The organism is Enterococcus sp. 12F9_DIV0723, assembly GCF_002174375.1.
GTDB lineage: Bacteria > Bacillota > Bacilli > Lactobacillales > Enterococcaceae > Enterococcus_A > Enterococcus_A gilvus.
The window spans coordinates 2483245-2499834 of sequence record NZ_NIBK01000001.1; the positions used below are offsets into that span (position 1 = coordinate 2483245).

Annotated in this window: 14 protein-coding genes; 1 reads left to right on the forward strand and 13 read right to left on the reverse strand. The window is 43.8% G+C overall.

The annotated features are described in order from the left end of the window. Positions 1–55: 55 nt before the first annotated feature. The 10 genes from A5868_RS11755 to A5868_RS11800 form a co-directional block, all read right to left on the reverse strand. The gene (locus A5868_RS11755) at positions 56–2230 is read right to left on the reverse strand and encodes a heavy metal translocating P-type ATPase (RefSeq protein ID WP_086303388.1); all 2175 of its coding nucleotides are present in this window, start codon (positions 2228–2230) and stop codon (positions 56–58) included. After that, positions 2231–2440, reverse strand: coding sequence for a copper chaperone CopZ (gene copZ, locus A5868_RS11760; protein ID WP_086303387.1), 210 nt, complete (start codon positions 2438–2440; stop codon positions 2231–2233). Positions 2441–2489: 49 nt separating this feature from the next. Then, positions 2490–2933 (reverse strand): CopY/TcrY family copper transport repressor, encoded by a 444-nt coding sequence (locus tag A5868_RS11765; protein WP_010779878.1) that lies wholly within the window; start codon positions 2931–2933, stop codon positions 2490–2492. Between the two features lie 214 nt (positions 2934–3147). Continuing rightward, positions 3148–5205 carry a heavy metal translocating P-type ATPase gene (locus A5868_RS11770; RefSeq protein ID WP_086303386.1) on the reverse strand — a complete coding sequence of 686 codons (2058 nt, stop codon included), beginning with the start codon at positions 5203–5205 and terminating at the stop codon, positions 3148–3150. Between the two features lie 210 nt (positions 5206–5415). Further along, the gene (asnS, locus tag A5868_RS11775) at positions 5416–6714 is read right to left on the reverse strand and encodes an asparagine--tRNA ligase (protein ID WP_010779876.1); all 1299 of its coding nucleotides are present in this window, start codon (positions 6712–6714) and stop codon (positions 5416–5418) included. 38 nt (positions 6715–6752) lie between these two features. Beyond that, positions 6753–7940 (reverse strand): pyridoxal phosphate-dependent aminotransferase, encoded by a 1188-nt coding sequence (locus A5868_RS11780; protein ID WP_010779875.1) that lies wholly within the window; start codon positions 7938–7940, stop codon positions 6753–6755. Between the two features lie 27 nt (positions 7941–7967). Further along, a complete protein-coding gene (locus tag A5868_RS11785; protein ID WP_010779874.1) occupies positions 7968–8471 on the reverse strand; it encodes a cell wall elongation regulator TseB-like domain-containing protein in 504 nt (167 codons plus the stop codon). A gap of 54 nt (positions 8472–8525) precedes the next feature. Then, a complete protein-coding gene (locus A5868_RS11790; protein WP_086303385.1) occupies positions 8526–11279 on the reverse strand; it encodes a helicase C-terminal domain-containing protein in 2754 nt (917 codons plus the stop codon). Positions 11280–11510: 231 nt separating this feature from the next. Beyond that, positions 11511–11711 carry a cold-shock protein gene (locus A5868_RS11795; protein ID WP_010745638.1) on the reverse strand — a complete coding sequence of 67 codons (201 nt, stop codon included), beginning with the start codon at positions 11709–11711 and terminating at the stop codon, positions 11511–11513. 191 nt (positions 11712–11902) lie between these two features. Beyond that, a complete protein-coding gene (locus A5868_RS11800) occupies positions 11903–13006 on the reverse strand; it encodes a baeRF6 domain-containing protein (protein ID WP_086303384.1) in 1104 nt (367 codons plus the stop codon). Positions 13007–13421: 415 nt separating this feature from the next. Between A5868_RS11800 and A5868_RS11805 the strand changes: the two genes are divergently transcribed. Further along, the gene (locus tag A5868_RS11805) at positions 13422–13961 is read left to right on the forward strand and encodes a PH domain-containing protein (RefSeq protein ID WP_086303383.1); all 540 of its coding nucleotides are present in this window, start codon (positions 13422–13424) and stop codon (positions 13959–13961) included. Positions 13962–13999: 38 nt separating this feature from the next. Here the strand turns inward: A5868_RS11805 and A5868_RS11810 are convergent, their stop codons facing one another. The 3 genes from A5868_RS11810 to rsmI form a co-directional block, all read right to left on the reverse strand. Beyond that, a complete protein-coding gene (locus A5868_RS11810; protein ID WP_086303382.1) occupies positions 14000–14344 on the reverse strand; it encodes a P-II family nitrogen regulator in 345 nt (114 codons plus the stop codon). A 19-nt stretch (positions 14345–14363) separates the two neighbouring features. Beyond that, positions 14364–15578 (reverse strand): ammonium transporter, encoded by a 1215-nt coding sequence (locus tag A5868_RS11815; RefSeq protein WP_010779869.1) that lies wholly within the window; start codon positions 15576–15578, stop codon positions 14364–14366. Between the two features lie 151 nt (positions 15579–15729). After that, positions 15730–16590 (reverse strand): 16S rRNA (cytidine(1402)-2'-O)-methyltransferase, encoded by an 861-nt coding sequence (rsmI, locus tag A5868_RS11820; RefSeq protein WP_394371523.1) that lies wholly within the window; start codon positions 16588–16590, stop codon positions 15730–15732.

Below are 16590 nucleotides of genomic sequence, written 5' to 3' on the forward strand. Positions count from 1 at the left end.
CCTACATCATTTCATCTGATGCGTCCTTTTAGTTATTTCTAACCAAAAAGACGACTTATATTTTTTTCTGATTCAAGCTGAGCGAGTTCAGCAATACACTGACCGAACTAAAGGCCATCGCACCGCCGGCAATGATAGGATTCAGAAAGCCCACTGCGGCAAAGGGAATCCCGATCACGTTGTATAGAAACGCCCAGAATAAATTTTGTTTGATCTTTCTTAGTGTTATTTTGGATAGACGAATACTTTTCTCAATGGATAAAAGATCACTGTTCATCAAGGTGATGTCCGCTGTCTCCATCGCAATATCTGTTCCGCTGCCCATCGCAATACCGATATCCGCCAAGGCTAGAGCTGGCGCATCGTTGATCCCATCGCCAACCATCCCTACAGATTCACCTTTTGTCTGTAATTCTTTGACAACTTGCGCTTTATCCTCCGGCAAGACTTCTGCCACGATATCTGATGCAGCTAACCCCACCTGTTCACCAATGTAGCGTGCTGTCTGCGGGTTGTCGCCTGTCAGCATTTTCACGGTGATCCCTGATTCCTGCATCGCCGCAATGGCAGCTTTTGAAGAGGCTTTTACCTGATCTGTCACTGAGATCATGGCAAGGACCTTCGCGTGATCCGTTAAGAACATCACTGTCTTTCCTTCTGCTTCCAACGCTAGCACACGTTCTTCATCAAATAAAATATTTCGCTCACGGACACCCCGCGTAGACCCGACAAAATAAGCCTTCCCGTTGATCACACCTGTGACACCTTGACCAGTCAAGCTTTCAAAAGAATCTACTGGCAGGATCGCCGCCTGATCTTTTCCATAATGATAGATGGCTTTCGCCAAGGGGTGCTCAGAATACTGTTCCAGGCTTGTTAAATAAGAGAGTGCTTCTGGATCGAAGGCATCAAAATCAGCAACCACTGGTTTTCCTTCAGTGATCGTCCCAGTCTTGTCTAAAACGATCGTTGTCAAATGCGCGATCTTCTCCAGCGCGCCGCCGCCTTTGATCAAGATTCCAGACTTCGCCCCCAGACCCGTTCCTACCATGATCGCTGTTGGTGTCGCCAAGCCTAAGGCACATGGACACGCGATCACTAAAACAGAAACACTATGAACGATCGCCTGTTGCCAATCTTGTGTGACGAAGCCTGTGGCTAGCAAGGTGATCAAGGCGATTCCTAGAACCGTTGGGACAAAAACTTTGGAAATTTTATCCGCGATTTGCTGAATCGGTGCTTTTTCTCCTTGCGCATCTTCCACCATGCGAATGATACGTGAAAGAACGGTCATACTGCCGACTTGCGTTGCGGCAAATTGGATGCTGCCTGTCGTATTGACGGTGCCGCCAAACACTTGATCTTCTGCTTGCTTATCGACCGGCAAGCTTTCGCCAGTCAGCATGCTTTCATCGATAGTGGTTTGGCCGCTGAGAATTTTTCCATCTACGGGAATCTGTTCTCCAGGACGGACACGCACAACGTCGCCTGTTTGCACCTCTTCGATCGGTACTTCTTTCTCTTCACCGTCGACGATCACTGTGGCTGTCTTCGCCTGCAAGCTCATTAATTGTTTGATCGCATCACTGGTTTTTGTCTTCGCTTTTTGCTCCAAATATTTCCCCAGCAAGATCAAGGTGATGATCATACCGCTGCTTTCAAAATACAGATCGGAATTATAAGGATTGAAGAAGCCGTTATAGACACTCAAGGCAAATGCCGCGGTCGTGCCCATTGCTACCAGCACGTCCATATTCGGCGCTTTTGTCTTCAACGCATGATAGGCACCGCGATAAAAACGCTGCCCAACACCAAACTGCACCGGTGTCACTAAGATCAATTGAACCAGCGGCAGATGCAGAAAATGTACCCAGTTCCCGTGACTGCCCAGAAGCATCGCGATCATTGCGATCATCAATGGCGCCGTTAAAAGAGCACTCACGAGCAAATCACGTTTCATCTTCTTCAGATACGCGGCTTTTTCCTGTTCGATTTTTTGTTTATGGGCGTCATCAAAGAGTATCGCACCGTACCCGATGGCTTCTACTCGTTGGATCAACTGTTCCGCTGTTAAATTATCGGCAAATTGGACCGTGGCCTTTTCTGTCGCCAAATTCACATTCGCTTCCAGCACACCCTCAGTGGCCTTTAATTCTTTCTCCACGCGGGCAGAACAGTTGGCACAGGTCATGCCAGTGATCGCAAATGTTTCTACTGTTGCGTCTGCCAATTAAATCACCTCAGTTTCATACCCTGCTTCGGTCACTGCGGCAACGATTTGTTCTGCTGAAACCTTTGCTTCGTCAAATTTCACCACACCTTGGTTCTTTTTCAAGTGGATCTTTACTTTATCGATCCCTTCCAATTGGTTGATTGCCTTTTCTACATTTGCTACACAGTGATTACAGCTCATTCCGTTGATTTCAAATTGTTTTTTCATGTTGATAGTCTCCCATTCTGATTGAATTATTTTTTATGGCTGTTGCCAGTTAGTCCTTATGATGATTGCATTCACACTGCCCGGGGATACAGTTGCACGCGATTGTATCGACGGTCTTTTTCTTTACTAATTGTTCCTTGATTTTTTCCACATCTGCCTCCGTCAGTTCCGCTTCTGCAACTAATTCAGCAATGGTTTCGCCGATTCGTTTGGCACAAATATGAGAAAAGAGATTCTCTGTCGCACTTTTTACCGTCTCGCCTTCACTGATTGCCGGATAATAAATATACTTTTTCCCTGACTGCTCGGTCCGTACCGCTTCTTTTTTTACTAAGCGCCCTAATAACGTCTTGATCGTGGCGGGCTTCCACGCCATCGTCTGACCAAGGATGTCGATGATTTCTTGTGCGGTCGTGGATTCCTGTGTCCAAATCACTCGCATGATCTCCCACTCGGAATCACTGATCTTTACTGGTGTGATCGTCATAGCCATACACTCACCTCTTTCGTTTACAATTGTAATCTACATCTTTTAGTTTACATTTGTAATCGTCATTCGTCAACTGTTACGATATTTTTTTTGTACGGCGAGAAATGTGTGCCCATTAATGACCCCTTCTGCAATGAAGCGTGGACCTCTTTGAATACCTCTTTTCCCCGCAAAAAAAGGCTTTGTGACCACTAGAGCCACAAAGCCTGTTCATCTACTATTTTATTCTTAAACAACGCATCGCATTCAACACAGCGATCACAGTGACACCTACGTCTGCGAAAACGGCGGCATACATCGTTGCGAAGCCTAATGCTCCTAAGACCAACACGACCACCTTGACACCGATCGCAAACACGATGTTTTGTTTGACGATCCCCATTGTTTTACGTGCGATTCGAATCGCTGTCGGGATTTTTTCAGGCTGGTCATCCATGATCACGACATCCGCTGCCTCGATTGCGGCATCCGACCCTAGGCCGCCCATAGCGATACCGATATCGGCGCGGGCAAGCACGGGAGCGTCGTTCATCCCATCACCGACAAAAGCCGTTTTGGTTTCCCGCTGCAATTCATCTTCTAAGTGCGTGACCTTATCCTCTGGCAGCAGTTCACTGTAGACTTGATCGATCCCGATCTTCTTACCGATCGCATCCGCGATTCCGCGATTGTCTCCAGTCAGCATGACGGTACGCTTCACACCGAGGCTCTTCGCTTCAGCCAACGCTTCAGAGACATTGTCCTTGAGCTCGTCAGCAATCACTAAATGTCCGACAAATCTTCCATCCATCGCAACATAGACGATCGTGCCGATTTCCTGTACGGCTTGGAATGGAATATTCTTGTTTGCCATCAGCTTTTCGTTGCCGACTAAGAAATGATGCCCATCGATCTCAACTGAGAGCCCAAAACCTGCGATTTCTTCTAATTGACTGACAGCGAGCAATGGTTGATCGACGTAATTTACGATTGATTGGGCAATCGGGTGACTGGAGCTTTGTTCCGCACTAGCCACATACTGTAAGAATTCCTTTTTGTTCATGGTCGTTTCAACAGTTTGAACTTCAAAGACACCCTTCGTCAGCGTTCCTGTTTTATCGAAGACCAAGGTTTCCACGTTTGCTAACGTTTCAATATAGTTGCTGCCCTTGATCAGGACGCCGGCTTTGCTAGCACCGCCGATCCCGCCAAAGAAACTCAACGGTACAGAAATAACCAGCGCACACGGACAAGAGATCACTAGGAAGGTCAGCGCACGATAGACCCAATCATAAAAGGGCTCTCCGGTCACCAACGGCGGCACGACTGCCAACAAGACAGCCAAGCCGACAACGATCGGTGTGTAGTAGCGAGCAAAGCTGGTAATAAAGTTTTCTGCCGGTGCCTTTTTACTGCTGGCATTTTCCACCAAATCTAAGATCTTGCTGACCGTCGACTCACCAAATGTCGTTGTCACTTCTACAGTCAATTGTCCGCTCTGATTAATAAACCCGCTGAGGATCTGTTCCTCCGGATGGATACTGCGGGGAACAGATTCTCCTGTTAACGCAGAGGTATCCAGCATCGAATTGCCTTCTTTGACGATCCCATCCAACGGTACCTTTTCCCCCGGCTTGATCAAGATACGATCGCCCACCTTGATCGCTTCAGGCGCGACCTTTTTCACTTCACCGTTCTGGATCAAGTTCGCCGAATCTGGACGAATCGCTAACAGTGAGCTGATTGATTTTCTTGATTTTGCAACGGCGTAATCTTGGAAAAATTCTCCTACTTGGTAAAACAGCATAACGGCCACTGCTTCTGGATATTCTCCGATCGCGATAGCGCCAACGGTTGCGATCGCCATGAGAAAGTTTTCATCGAAGATCTCTCCATGGAAAATGTTTGTGATGGCGGTTTTGAGGACGTCATAGCCGATCCACAAGTATAAGATCAAATAAGCAATCAGTTTCAACGGCATTGCCGGAGTAAAGACAGCCAAGCCTCCTAAAGCAATGATCGCCACAACAATTTGAATGATTTTTCCTTTAGAGCTTTCCTCTTCTCGTTGCGTTTGCACGCTGTTGACTTCAACATCCGGCTCCAGCTTATTCACGATCTCCTTCGCTTCCTCGCTGACACGTTCAATGTCTTTTTCCGGTGCAACGATCGTCAGTTTCGTGCTCATAAAGTCCACTTGAGCCTGCTCCACACCTTTGATTTGCTGTACAGAGCGCTCGATCTTCGCTGCGCAGTTCGCGCAATCCAACCCATCTAACCGATATACTTTTTCCATGAGATTCCCTTCTCTCTTTTACATATGAATGATTCTTCATGTATATTATATATGAGAGCTCGTTCATATGTCAAGCATAAAAAGAAAGCTTTTTCAAAAATATTTCCCGCTCATTTTCCCCTAACTCTATTTCTAAAAAAGAGACTTGAAACAGCCCTACAAACACAAAAAAAACGCCGAGAAAGTCCTCGGCGTTTCAGCGATCGTAGCTTATGGATAAATACGGTTCAACAAACGTGGGAATGGAATGGCTTCACGAACATGGTCGATCCCTGAAATAAATGTGATCGTCCGTTCAAGTCCTAAACCAAAACCTGAATGGGGCACAGTCCCATATTTACGCAGATCCAAATACCATGAATATTCTTCTTCGTTCAAGCCTGCTTCACGGATTTGCTCCAACAAGTAATCATAGTCGGTCGCACGTTCAGAACCGCCGATGATTTCTCCATATCCTTCTGGCGCGATCAAATCGGCACAGATCACGACATCTTCACGTGTTGGGTGTGGCTTCATGTAGAAAGGCTTGATAGCCTTTGGATAATTTAAGATGAAGACTGGACGGTCGAAGGAATTCGCGATAAACGTTTCGTGCGGCGATCCAAAATCTTCGCCCCACTCAATATCGTCAAAGCCATTTTTCTTCAATAATTCAATCGCTTCGTCATAAGAGATCCGCGGATAAGGAAGCTTTGTATAGTTTTTCAAAATTTCTTTATCACGTCCCAAGACGTCTAATGCGTAGTCACAGTTATCCAGAACACTTTGTACTAAATAAGCCACGTATTGTTCTTGCACTTCTAGACTGTCTTCTTGATGCATGAAGGCCATTTCTGGTTCGATCATCCAGAATTCAATCAAGTGACGGCGTGTTTTTGATTTTTCAGCACGGAAAGTCGGTCCAAATGAGAAGACTTTTCCTAATGCCATCGCTGCTGCTTCCATGTATAATTGTCCACTTTGAGATAAATAGGCCTTATGGTCGAAATAATTTGTTTCAAATAAATCGCTGGTTCCTTCAGGAGCTGAACCTGTCAAAATCGGCGGATCTACTTTTACAAAACCATTGTTATTGAAGAATTCATAGGTTGCACGAATGATCTCGTTACGAATCAGCATGATCGCGTGTTGTTGTGACGAACGCAACCATAAATGACGATGATCCATCAAGAAATCTACGCCATGCTCCTTCGGTGTGATCGGGTAATCATGGCTTTCACCAATGACTTCGATCGACGCTACACCTAATTCATAACCGAATTTAGAGCGTGTGTCCTCCCGAATTTCTCCCGTAACAATGATTGATGTTTCTTGCGTCAATTCTTTCGCTAAATGAAAAACTTCTTCTGATACATCACTTTTGACAACGACCGCTTGAAAGTAAGCTGTCCCATCACGTAATTGTAAGAAAGAAATCTTTCCGCTTGATCGTTTATTCGCGACCCAAGCCCCGATTTTTACTGTTTCGCCAACATGGTTCTTGGCATCGATGATTTGAATTTGTTCCACAAATGTCTCTCCTCACTTATTTATCCCGAAATAAGGTTTTACTTTTTACTATTTTCTATGAAACGACGAATCCGCACGACTGCTTCTTCTAGATTTTCCATACTGGATGAATAACTCATTCGCACGCTGTCAGAAGAACCGAACCCTTCGCCTGTTACCAGCGCCACACGCTCTTGTTCCAACAAATCGTTGACCCAAGTCGTTACATTGTCGTAGCCGCCTATCTCCATCGCACCTTTGATGTTCGGAAACAGGTAGAACGCTCCTTGCGGTTTTTTAAGCTCAAAACCTGGCAGGTCCGCTACTTTTGGATAGATGGTATTCAACCGCTCTTCAAACGCTTGACGCATCTTTTCTGCTGTTTCCTGCTCTCCCGATAAAGCCTCAGCAGCAGCTACTTGGCTGACCGCCGTCGGATTGCTCGTTGCTTGAGAAGCAATCGACGTCATGGCACCGATGATCTCTTCGTTCCCGATCGCATAGCCAATTCGCCAACCCGTCATAGAGTAGGTTTTCGAAACGCCATTGATGATCACGGTATGATGAAAAATATCTTCTGACAATGAAGCAAGGTGGGCTGCTTTGTTTCCATTATAAACAAGATGATCATAAATATCATCTGAGACAATCAACAGGTCGTGACGGACGGCCCATTCCCCGATTTCTCGCAGCTCGTCTTCCGTGTAGATCATCCCTGTCGGATTCGACGGGGAATTGATGATCAGTGCTTTTGTCTTTTCCGTACGAACCTCTTCTAGTTGATCGATTGTGATCTTGTAGTCATTGTTTTGCGCACCTGCAACAAACACAGGATTCCCTTGAGCCAGCTTGACTTGTTCACCATAACTCACCCAATAAGGAACTGGGATGATGACTTCATCTCCTGCGTCCAGAACTGCTTGGAACAAGGTATACAAGGCAAATTTTGCCCCGCTTGTGACAATGACATTCTTCGGTGCGATCGACAGGTCATAATTTTTCTTAGTGAAGTCCACGATCGCAGATTTCAATTCAGGGGTCCCGCCAGAGGCAGTGTAGAAGCTGACTTTGCCCCCTTCGATTCCCTTGATTGCTGCCTGCTCGATGTTTTCCGGCGTTGTGAAATCAGGCTCCCCCACAGTCAAGCTGATGACATCTAATCCTTGGGCTTTCAACTCTTTGGCTTTGGCGGTAGCTGCTAAAGTGACGGACGGTTCTAAGTTTGTTACACGCTGTGATAATTTCATAACCAATAACTCCCTTACCAAGTTTTTTTAGATTTCTTTGATGACTTTGATTTGTTTGCCATCATTAAATGACAGCAAGTAATAAAAAATCGCGCCCTTTTCATCCTTCGCGGTGATCTCCCAAGCAGTTTTATCTTGATAGATCCCTAAGTTGGCTTTCTCAAAAATCAGATCTGGATTCTCCTCATTAAAGCGTTTTTCTGCTTGTTCTTCGGTCAGACCATCCTTTTGATTGAGAACGCGGACTTTCTCTCCTGATTTCGGAACGATCACAATGATCGATTCGCCAGTATTATTTTCACCCGTAACGGTGAAATAGGTTTTTTCACGATTGAACCAATAAAAATGATCGACCGTTTTTAAATCGGCATATTTTTCTGCCATTTGAACCGCTTCTCTTTTGGCTTGCTGCATCGGACGATTTGAACGGATAAAAATCATGGTCGCCGCCACGATAATAATTAGTAAAAATGCCACGATCCCTAAAAGCCAGCGGTTGAGCTTTTGCTGCCTTGTACTATTCGTATCCAAAATCATACTCCTCTCAGACAAGCTACATTATACCAAAAGAAGGGCTTTGCCTCATTAATTCTCATCACTTTTGTCAGAATTTAAAAATTGATCCGCTTCAAGCAGAATCTCTTCTAACGGCAATTGTTTGATTGGAAGGTCCTTTGGCAATGCTTTTCGTAATTTTTCGCCGTACTTCGCAGTGATAAAGCGCTGATCCAACAAGAGCATTACTCCCTTGTCCTTGTCTGAACGAATCAACCTTCCCAATGCTTGGCGCAGCCGCAATGCTGCATGGGGGACTGCCTCTTGGTAAAACGGATTGATTCCTTCAGAGGCTAAATACTCATTCCGTGCTTTGACCTGCAGCCGTTTAGGATTTTCAAACGGCAAACGAGTAACGATCAAAAGCTGCAGAATCTCTCCTGGCAGATCGACCCCTTCCCAAAAACTGTCGGCTCCGAATAGCAGCGCGTCATTTGATAACAAGAAACGCTTCAACAATTTTTCGCGGCTGCCGCCAACACCTTGAGCCAAAACTTCTCTGCCTTCATTTAATAAAGGCACACGCACGCGTTGATAGACACGATTCAAAATATCGTGAGAAGTAAAAAGAACTAAGATCGGACGTTTCTGATCGCCTGCCATTTTTCGAACCACGTCGGCGATGTATTGCGCATACTGATCCGGTGAGGTCGACTGGATGCTGATCGTATCCGTCGGAAGGTACAGGCGCGCTTGGTTGGCATAATCATAGGGACTGCTGATTATCTTTAAAGGCGTCTCCGCTATCCCCCAACGCTTCGCGAAATAATGCCGATCGCTGCCGATTTTCAACGTTCCCCCCAAGTAAAGGATCTGCTTGTACCGCTCATACCACTTCGTTTGACTGATCAATGCCGCTTCCAAATCCTGGACTTGGAACGTCTTTCGTTTGGCATTGAACCAATGAACATAGCGGGCATCCCATTTTTCACTAAATGTTTCAAATGCTGTCTGCTGCTCTGTCAAATTGTCCAGTAGTGCTTGCAGGTCGCCCCATTCCGCCTGTTCTTTGATACTGAACGTCTCTTTGTACCTGATAAAATACCCCGACAATTGATCCCCCAAATCCAACGCATCTTGGTAAAGACGCTTGATCCGCTGTAAAACATGCTCCCCAGCCAAGGACAATTGGTCGATCATCTCTTTCGTCAGCAAGCGTTCCTCTTCCGCAGGAAACTCTTCCTTGAAAATACGATAAAAATCCGTCAGGTCCTCATTTAATTCCTGAAGAACATCTTGAAGAATTTCAAGCGTATGCTGGCTTTGCTTGTCTTTGTGGATCAATTTTTTCCAACCAGCAAAGGTTTGCTGGTCAAAAAGATGGGCAAACGAACGCTGGATCGCCAATACATTAAAGTTCTGAGTGCTGACTTTTTCCAAGACTCGATTTAAATGATGGGCTTCATCAATAATCAGATACGAACTGTTCGGCAGTTGAGGAATTTTCCGTTGATCCTCTTGCGCTAAATAGGCATGATTGGTGATCACCAAATTACTTTGAGCCAATTTTTTTTGACGATGATGAATAAAATCTGCTTGATAAAATGGGCTGCTGGGATTCAATGTATGCACGCCTAAATGAGAGACCTCTTGCCAGAAAGGGTGTTTCAAGCTAGTCATATTCAGCTCATCAAAATCCCCTGTTTCGGTTTGAGTTAACCAGACAAGCACCGACATTTGATAAAATGTGTATTGTTTTTGTGCTGTTTCTTTCTCAAAGCTCTGATAAAAACGCTCAAGATCCAAGTAATGACGACTGCTTTTCATCACTACTGCCTGCATCGGCTGATCCAACAGACGATTGATCAACGGCAAGTCGTGGCTCAAAATCTGTTCTTGCAGCAGCAAAGAGACCGTACTGATCACCAGCGGTTTTTCCGGAGTTGCCAAAAAACTCATGGGTAATAAATAGCCCAACGTTTTGCCGATTCCTGTTGCGGCCTCTACTAAAATATTCTTGTCATCTTTCTTATTAAAAAAATCATACACAAGATTCATCAATCGCGCTTGTTCTTTTCGAAAATCCAATTCACCGTGATAGATTTTCTCCTTGGCTTTCCGTGAGCGAGGATAGGCCTTCACCCCAAAATAGCTCTCAGAAAAAAGCGGCACACGCTTCTTGCGCAGCGCTAATCCACGAATGATCACCAACTCATCCGACAAAGGACGAGGGGCTTCTTGCATCTCCTTCAGACATTCTTCTAAATAATTTTTAGTTTGAAACGCCATTTGATCAGCCGTTTCCACGATTTTTTCCACTGTAATGATCGGCAGTTCTTTTATTTTCGAGTCTAGATATAATAATAATTGCGCAGTTACATCCGCGTCGCTATCCGCTTGATGGGGATTTTCATGGACTAAGTGCAGCTCCTCTGCCAAATCCTTTAAGCGAAAGCTCAAAGACGTCGGCATAAACACTTGCGCCAACTCAACGGTATCAATACCGGGGATCGTCAATGGCGGCATACCGCATCGCTCTAGCTCATTACTTAAAAACGGATAATCAAAATGAATGTTATGGGCAACAAAGATTGTATCTTCCAATAAATTAGTGATCGTTTGAGCCACATCTTCAAAATAAGGGGCTTTTCGCGTTCGTTGGTTCGTAATTCCTGTCAGCGTTTGGATCTGCGCTGGAATATTCTGATCTGGATTAATATCCGTCGAGAAATGCGTTACGATCTTGCCGTTCTCGATCAATACACAGCCGAACTGAATGATACGATCGGTTTTTGGATCGGTTCCAGTCGTTTCAATATCAACCACAGCATAATTCTTTTTCACACTTCTCCTCCTTCCTCAAACACAAGAAGTGATTTCCTTATAAAACCACGTATCTCACTAGCCCACATACTTTGCTTCTGTCAGTTTTAGAAGCAGCATGGGGACATCTACCTCACGCATTATATCTGAATAGTACCACTTTCTACAAGGAAGTTCTTCATTCAAAGCGATTTCAATTTATAAAAACAAAAAAACCAGATGCGTGAGCATCTGGTTTAAAAGTCTACTTAATTAAGCTTTGTTAACGTTTGTAGCTTGAGGTCCACGTTGGCCTTCTTCTACGTCGAAAGTCACTGCTTGACCTTCTTCTAAAGTTTTGAAGCCGTCGCCTTGGATAGCTGAGAAATGTACGAATACGTCATTTCCGTTTTCAGCAGTGATAAATCCGTAGCCTTTTTCTGAGTTGAACCATTTTACTGTACCTTGTTCCATGTTAAACATCCTCCTAGGATAAAAATTAGTTTGTAATTACTTGAATGGTGAAATAGGAAAGATGTTGTCTGAAACAAACTTGCCAATATTACCGTACAAAAACTACACTTAGAAGTATAACACAGATAAAGCGATAACACTAGGTTATCGCTTAAAATTTTTATTCTTAATATATTTGAACTATTCGAACATTAATACCGTAGTATCGCTAATAGACTTTTCTCATCTGGAGCGTCTTTTTGGTCTAGAACAAAGACCTGTCCGCCATTTTTGATAACATTGTCCGCAATCTCGTTCAAGACTTGGCGACGATCATATTCGACATCTGGATCTTCTCCGAACCCATCGACTAGGTTGGATGTTGCGATAAAGAGATGAGAAATTTTTCCTTCCTTCGCGGCCGGTACGATGTCTACTAATTGGTCAATAAATTTTCTATCCATTAATTTTTGGTACGTTTGTGTCTCAACAGATGCCAATTGATCCGTCAATTTCTGTGACTCTTTTTTGATTTCGTTGATCGTTGCTTGTGCTGGCGAACCATTGATTGCCGCCTTATCTGAATAATAAGGATTTTTCGCAACTTTTTTAAATTGTGTTTGATTCTCTGGCAAGGCAAAAAGATATACTGGAAGTTGCTCTGGGTTTTCGAACTCTTTTAAATAGTTGTCCACTGCTTGGTAATAATTCACCCAGTCAATTTCGACTTCTTCATCCTTCGTATTGATGCCATGATAGCTGCCGACCTCTCCGCCGCGAGCAGATACGTTTAAGTTTCCTCCCGTTAATTCATCTCCAAGAGCCGTGACAATATCTTTCGGAGCATCCTCTGGCAGATCGACTTCTTTCACTTTTTTGTTACGGATAAAATAGAGCTTCATAGAATCTCTATTCAAAGCCATTAAATAGTAAGAATAATTAAATTGTGCATTCTTGATGATCGCCAACAGATACGGCAAGTCGCTGACATAATATTGATCGTCCACAGCGATACTTAAGCGATGGATATAACTTTCTTCTGCCGTAAGGATCACCGCAATACTTTCTGTTCCGTTTCGCCAAAAATCACCATCTGCGAGTAGTTGATTGATCTTTTCTTGGAATGGTTCAAAGCTGTGATCAGTGTATTTTTTTTCAAAACGACGTTTCGCTTCTTTAGCGAAGTTTTTAAACGTGATTTGATCTTTTTCAACTTCTTGATGCGCATGGTGTGTATTCAACATGAATGTGATAAACGGACCGGTGGCTTCTTCTGAAGTCAGTTCAGATAGTAACTTTTTACTGATATTTGCCATAAATGTACCCTCCTATTTAAGTCTTCCAAATCAAGTGTACCATAGCTGTTAAATTCCATGAAACGAAATGCAACCCTTACATTATGTAAATAACTAAAAAATTTCACAGAAATTTGCATAAGTTTTTTCTAATTCATTTCTTATCGATTAACAAACTGCTATTCATGAATTCATTGATTGTATGCATTATCATTAATTTATACCAATTATCCCGAATTGGTTTTTCATACTTACTCCTACCAAGAGTAAATAACAACCTTCATTTCCACCATAGTGACGGCTATGGTGGTTTTTTTGCGGTTTTCGCGCGTCCCCACAATCATTCGGATAAGAAATCCTTTTGAATTTTTACGATTGATTTGTTTGCGTTTCCATTATTTGCTAAACTGGAGCTACTAAATCAGCGAGGTGTGCTATGAAAACTGCGGAGGAAATGTACCAATTTTGTCAACATGCGAAATTCTTTTCAGGGTCCGATCAACAATGGAGCGAAAAACTTTTTTCAGTGCTGGAGAAACATTTAGGGCCTCATGAAGAGGTTCTTGTTTGCTTTATTGGGCTGCACAATCGAACATCTGCAACCAAAAATGACGGCTTTTACGCCTATGCTTTAACCAATCAACGATTTATCATGGGACAAAAGAAATTGATTGGCGATGAGTTTAAAGTGATTCCTTTGGCAAATCTTCAGGAACTTCGTTTAACAAAAGAAACCAGCTTGGATATATTAGAGATTTCCTCTTTAGAAGGCGTAACAAAAATAGTCTTGACGGAAGATGAAGCACCCTATGTCTTAGCGACTTTAAAGCAAACAGTCCAAGAGATCATCACAAAAAAAGAACCCGAGACCCACTTAAGCAAAGCGGAACAGCTCTTGAAAATGAAGGAGCTGATGGATCAAGGAATCCTGACAGCAAAGGAATTCGAAAAAATAAAAGAAGAAATCTTTCAATAAAAAACTGTCTGAGAAAAATTTTCTCAGACAGTTTTTTTCTATTGGATCGCTGCTTTTCCAGACTCCCGCGTGCGTATCCGAATCGCTTCTTCGATAGGATACACAAAGATTTTTCCTGTTCCGCATTCTTCTGATTGGCAGGTCTCTAAAATCAAATCAATCACTCTCTCTACATCTTCATCCGCTAAAATAAAGCTTACTGCTATTTTAGGTAATAATGTCGTGATGACCTCTTGTCCTCGAACGTGCGTCTTTTGTCCTTTTTGCAAGCCGCAGCCTAATACTTGGCTGACAGTCATCCCATTTACTTCAATTTCCTGATCGATCGCTGCTTTGATCGCTTCTAATTTTTCTTGTCTGATGATCGCTTCAACTTTTTTCATCGCGTCCTCCTATAGTCTCCTAAGAATCCATTCCCATAAATGTCGGATAAGCATTTTCATCATGCTCGATTTGGTCTAGCCCTAACGCTTCTTCCTGTTGAGAAACACGAATCGGCATGAAGACCCGGATCAAAGAAATGATCAAATAGCTTGCGACTCCAGCAAAAATCAATGTAAAAATGACGCTCTCGATTTGTGCGATAAACAAATGGGTTTCGCCGTAAATCAAACCTGTTCGTCCACCAACCGAAGGATCAGCAAAAATCCCTGTTACGATCCCGCCGAAGATTCCGCCGACACCATGACAACCAAAAGCATCCAGCGCATCGTCAAAACCAAGCTTCTGCTTAATTACTGAAATGAAGAAATAACAGAACGGACTAACCAATGCGCCAATGAGGAGGCTTGACCAAATCGAGACAAATCCCGCCCCAGGAGTAATTGCCACCAATCCGACAACTGCACCGGTACAAGCACCGACGACCGTTGGCTTGCCATTTAGGACTTTCTCAATCAGCATCCATGACAACATCGCGCAAGCAGCCGCTGTGTTGGTCGTGATCATCGCATGGATCGCAAGTCCGTCCGCCGCTAAGGCCGAGCCGCCGTTGAAGCCAAACCAGCCAAACCACAAAAGCCCTGTCCCTAAGACAACAAATGGAACATTGTGGGGACGATAATCGCCGAGGTGGTATTCTCGACGACGGCCTAAGACAATCGCCAAGACCAGCCCAGAAATCCCTGAACTAATATGCACCACATTCCCGCCGGCAAAATCGATCGAGCCGATCTTGTCTAGAAAACCGCCGCCCCAAACCATATGCGCCATGGGGAAGTAGACAACGATTAACCAAATGGCTATGAATAGGAAAATCGCTGAAAAGCGCATGCGACCGGCGACTGATCCTGTTAAAATCGCTGTCGTGATCAAGGCAAACATCATTTGAAAGAACGCGAATAAGCCTTCTGGGATACTATCGCCTTTCGTCATAGAGACGCCATTAAAAAATAGCTTGTCCAAATTTCCAATAAATTCTCCGCCGCCGCTAAATGATAGCGAGTAGCCAACGACTACCCAAATCAAAGAGGCTAATCCCATCGTACAAATGACCATCATCATGGTGTTCAAAATATTTTTTCTCCGCTCCAACCCGCCATAGAAAAATGCCAATGCGGGCGTCATAAGAAAAACTAACCCTGAACAAATCAAAATAAATGCAATATTCGCTGCCATCAAATCACTCCATTTCTCTTTATGTTAAGTATTCTAACATCGTTTTTAAATAAAAAAAGAGTTTTTCCTCATTTTTTTCATTTAATTCTAATTTAATGACTTTTCGTGTGAGAAAAACTAACATAAAAAGAGCAGGAAGAATTTCCTGCTCTTACAATCCGTGATATTCTTTATAGACCTCTTGTTTTTTCAGTCCATGTCGTTTCGCGACAGTTTTGATAGCCTCCTTCGAGCTTTCGCCGTCTAAGACCAATACGTCCACTTGCTCTTTGAGTGAGCCTTCAAAAATTTCTTCTTCTACCTTCTCTGTCGTACCGGAAACCAGCAAGCAGCACTCTCCCTTTAACGAATGCTCCGACAAGTAGTCGATCACTTCCTCTGCTGTGCCTCGCAGATACTCCTCATAGAGCTTAGTCAACTCTCGGCAAATGACCACTTCGCGATTGCCAAAAACTTCCAGCATATTTTTCACGGTCTCTTTTATACGATGGGGAGACTCATAAAAAATCATTGTCGCCGTTTGATTTTTCAGCTCTGCTAATTCCTTTTTCTGGGTACTCTTCTTTCGTTGCAGGAATCCATAGAAATAGAAAGGTTGCGGCATCAGACCAGAAGCAATCAGCGCCGTCATACCCGCAGTTGCTCCAGGCAGCGCCACTACAGGAATGTCTTCCTCAATACAAGCAACGACTAATTCATGCCCCGGATCACTAATAGAAGGCATGCCTGCATCGCTGACTTGCGCGATTGATCGCCCACTTTTAAGAAATGCCAGCAATTCAGGAATCCGTTCGTTGTAATTATGCTCATGCAAGCTTTTTTGCCCAACCTTCACCTCAAAATGATTCAGCAATTTTTGCGTATTTCGAGTATCCTCACTGGCGATCAAATCGACCGTTTGCAATGTCTTAACTGCACGAAAGGTCATATCCTCCAAGTTCCCGATCGGCGTAGGAACCAAATACAGCGTCCCAACTTCTTGTGCAAAACTTTTTTGAATTCTCACAGACAT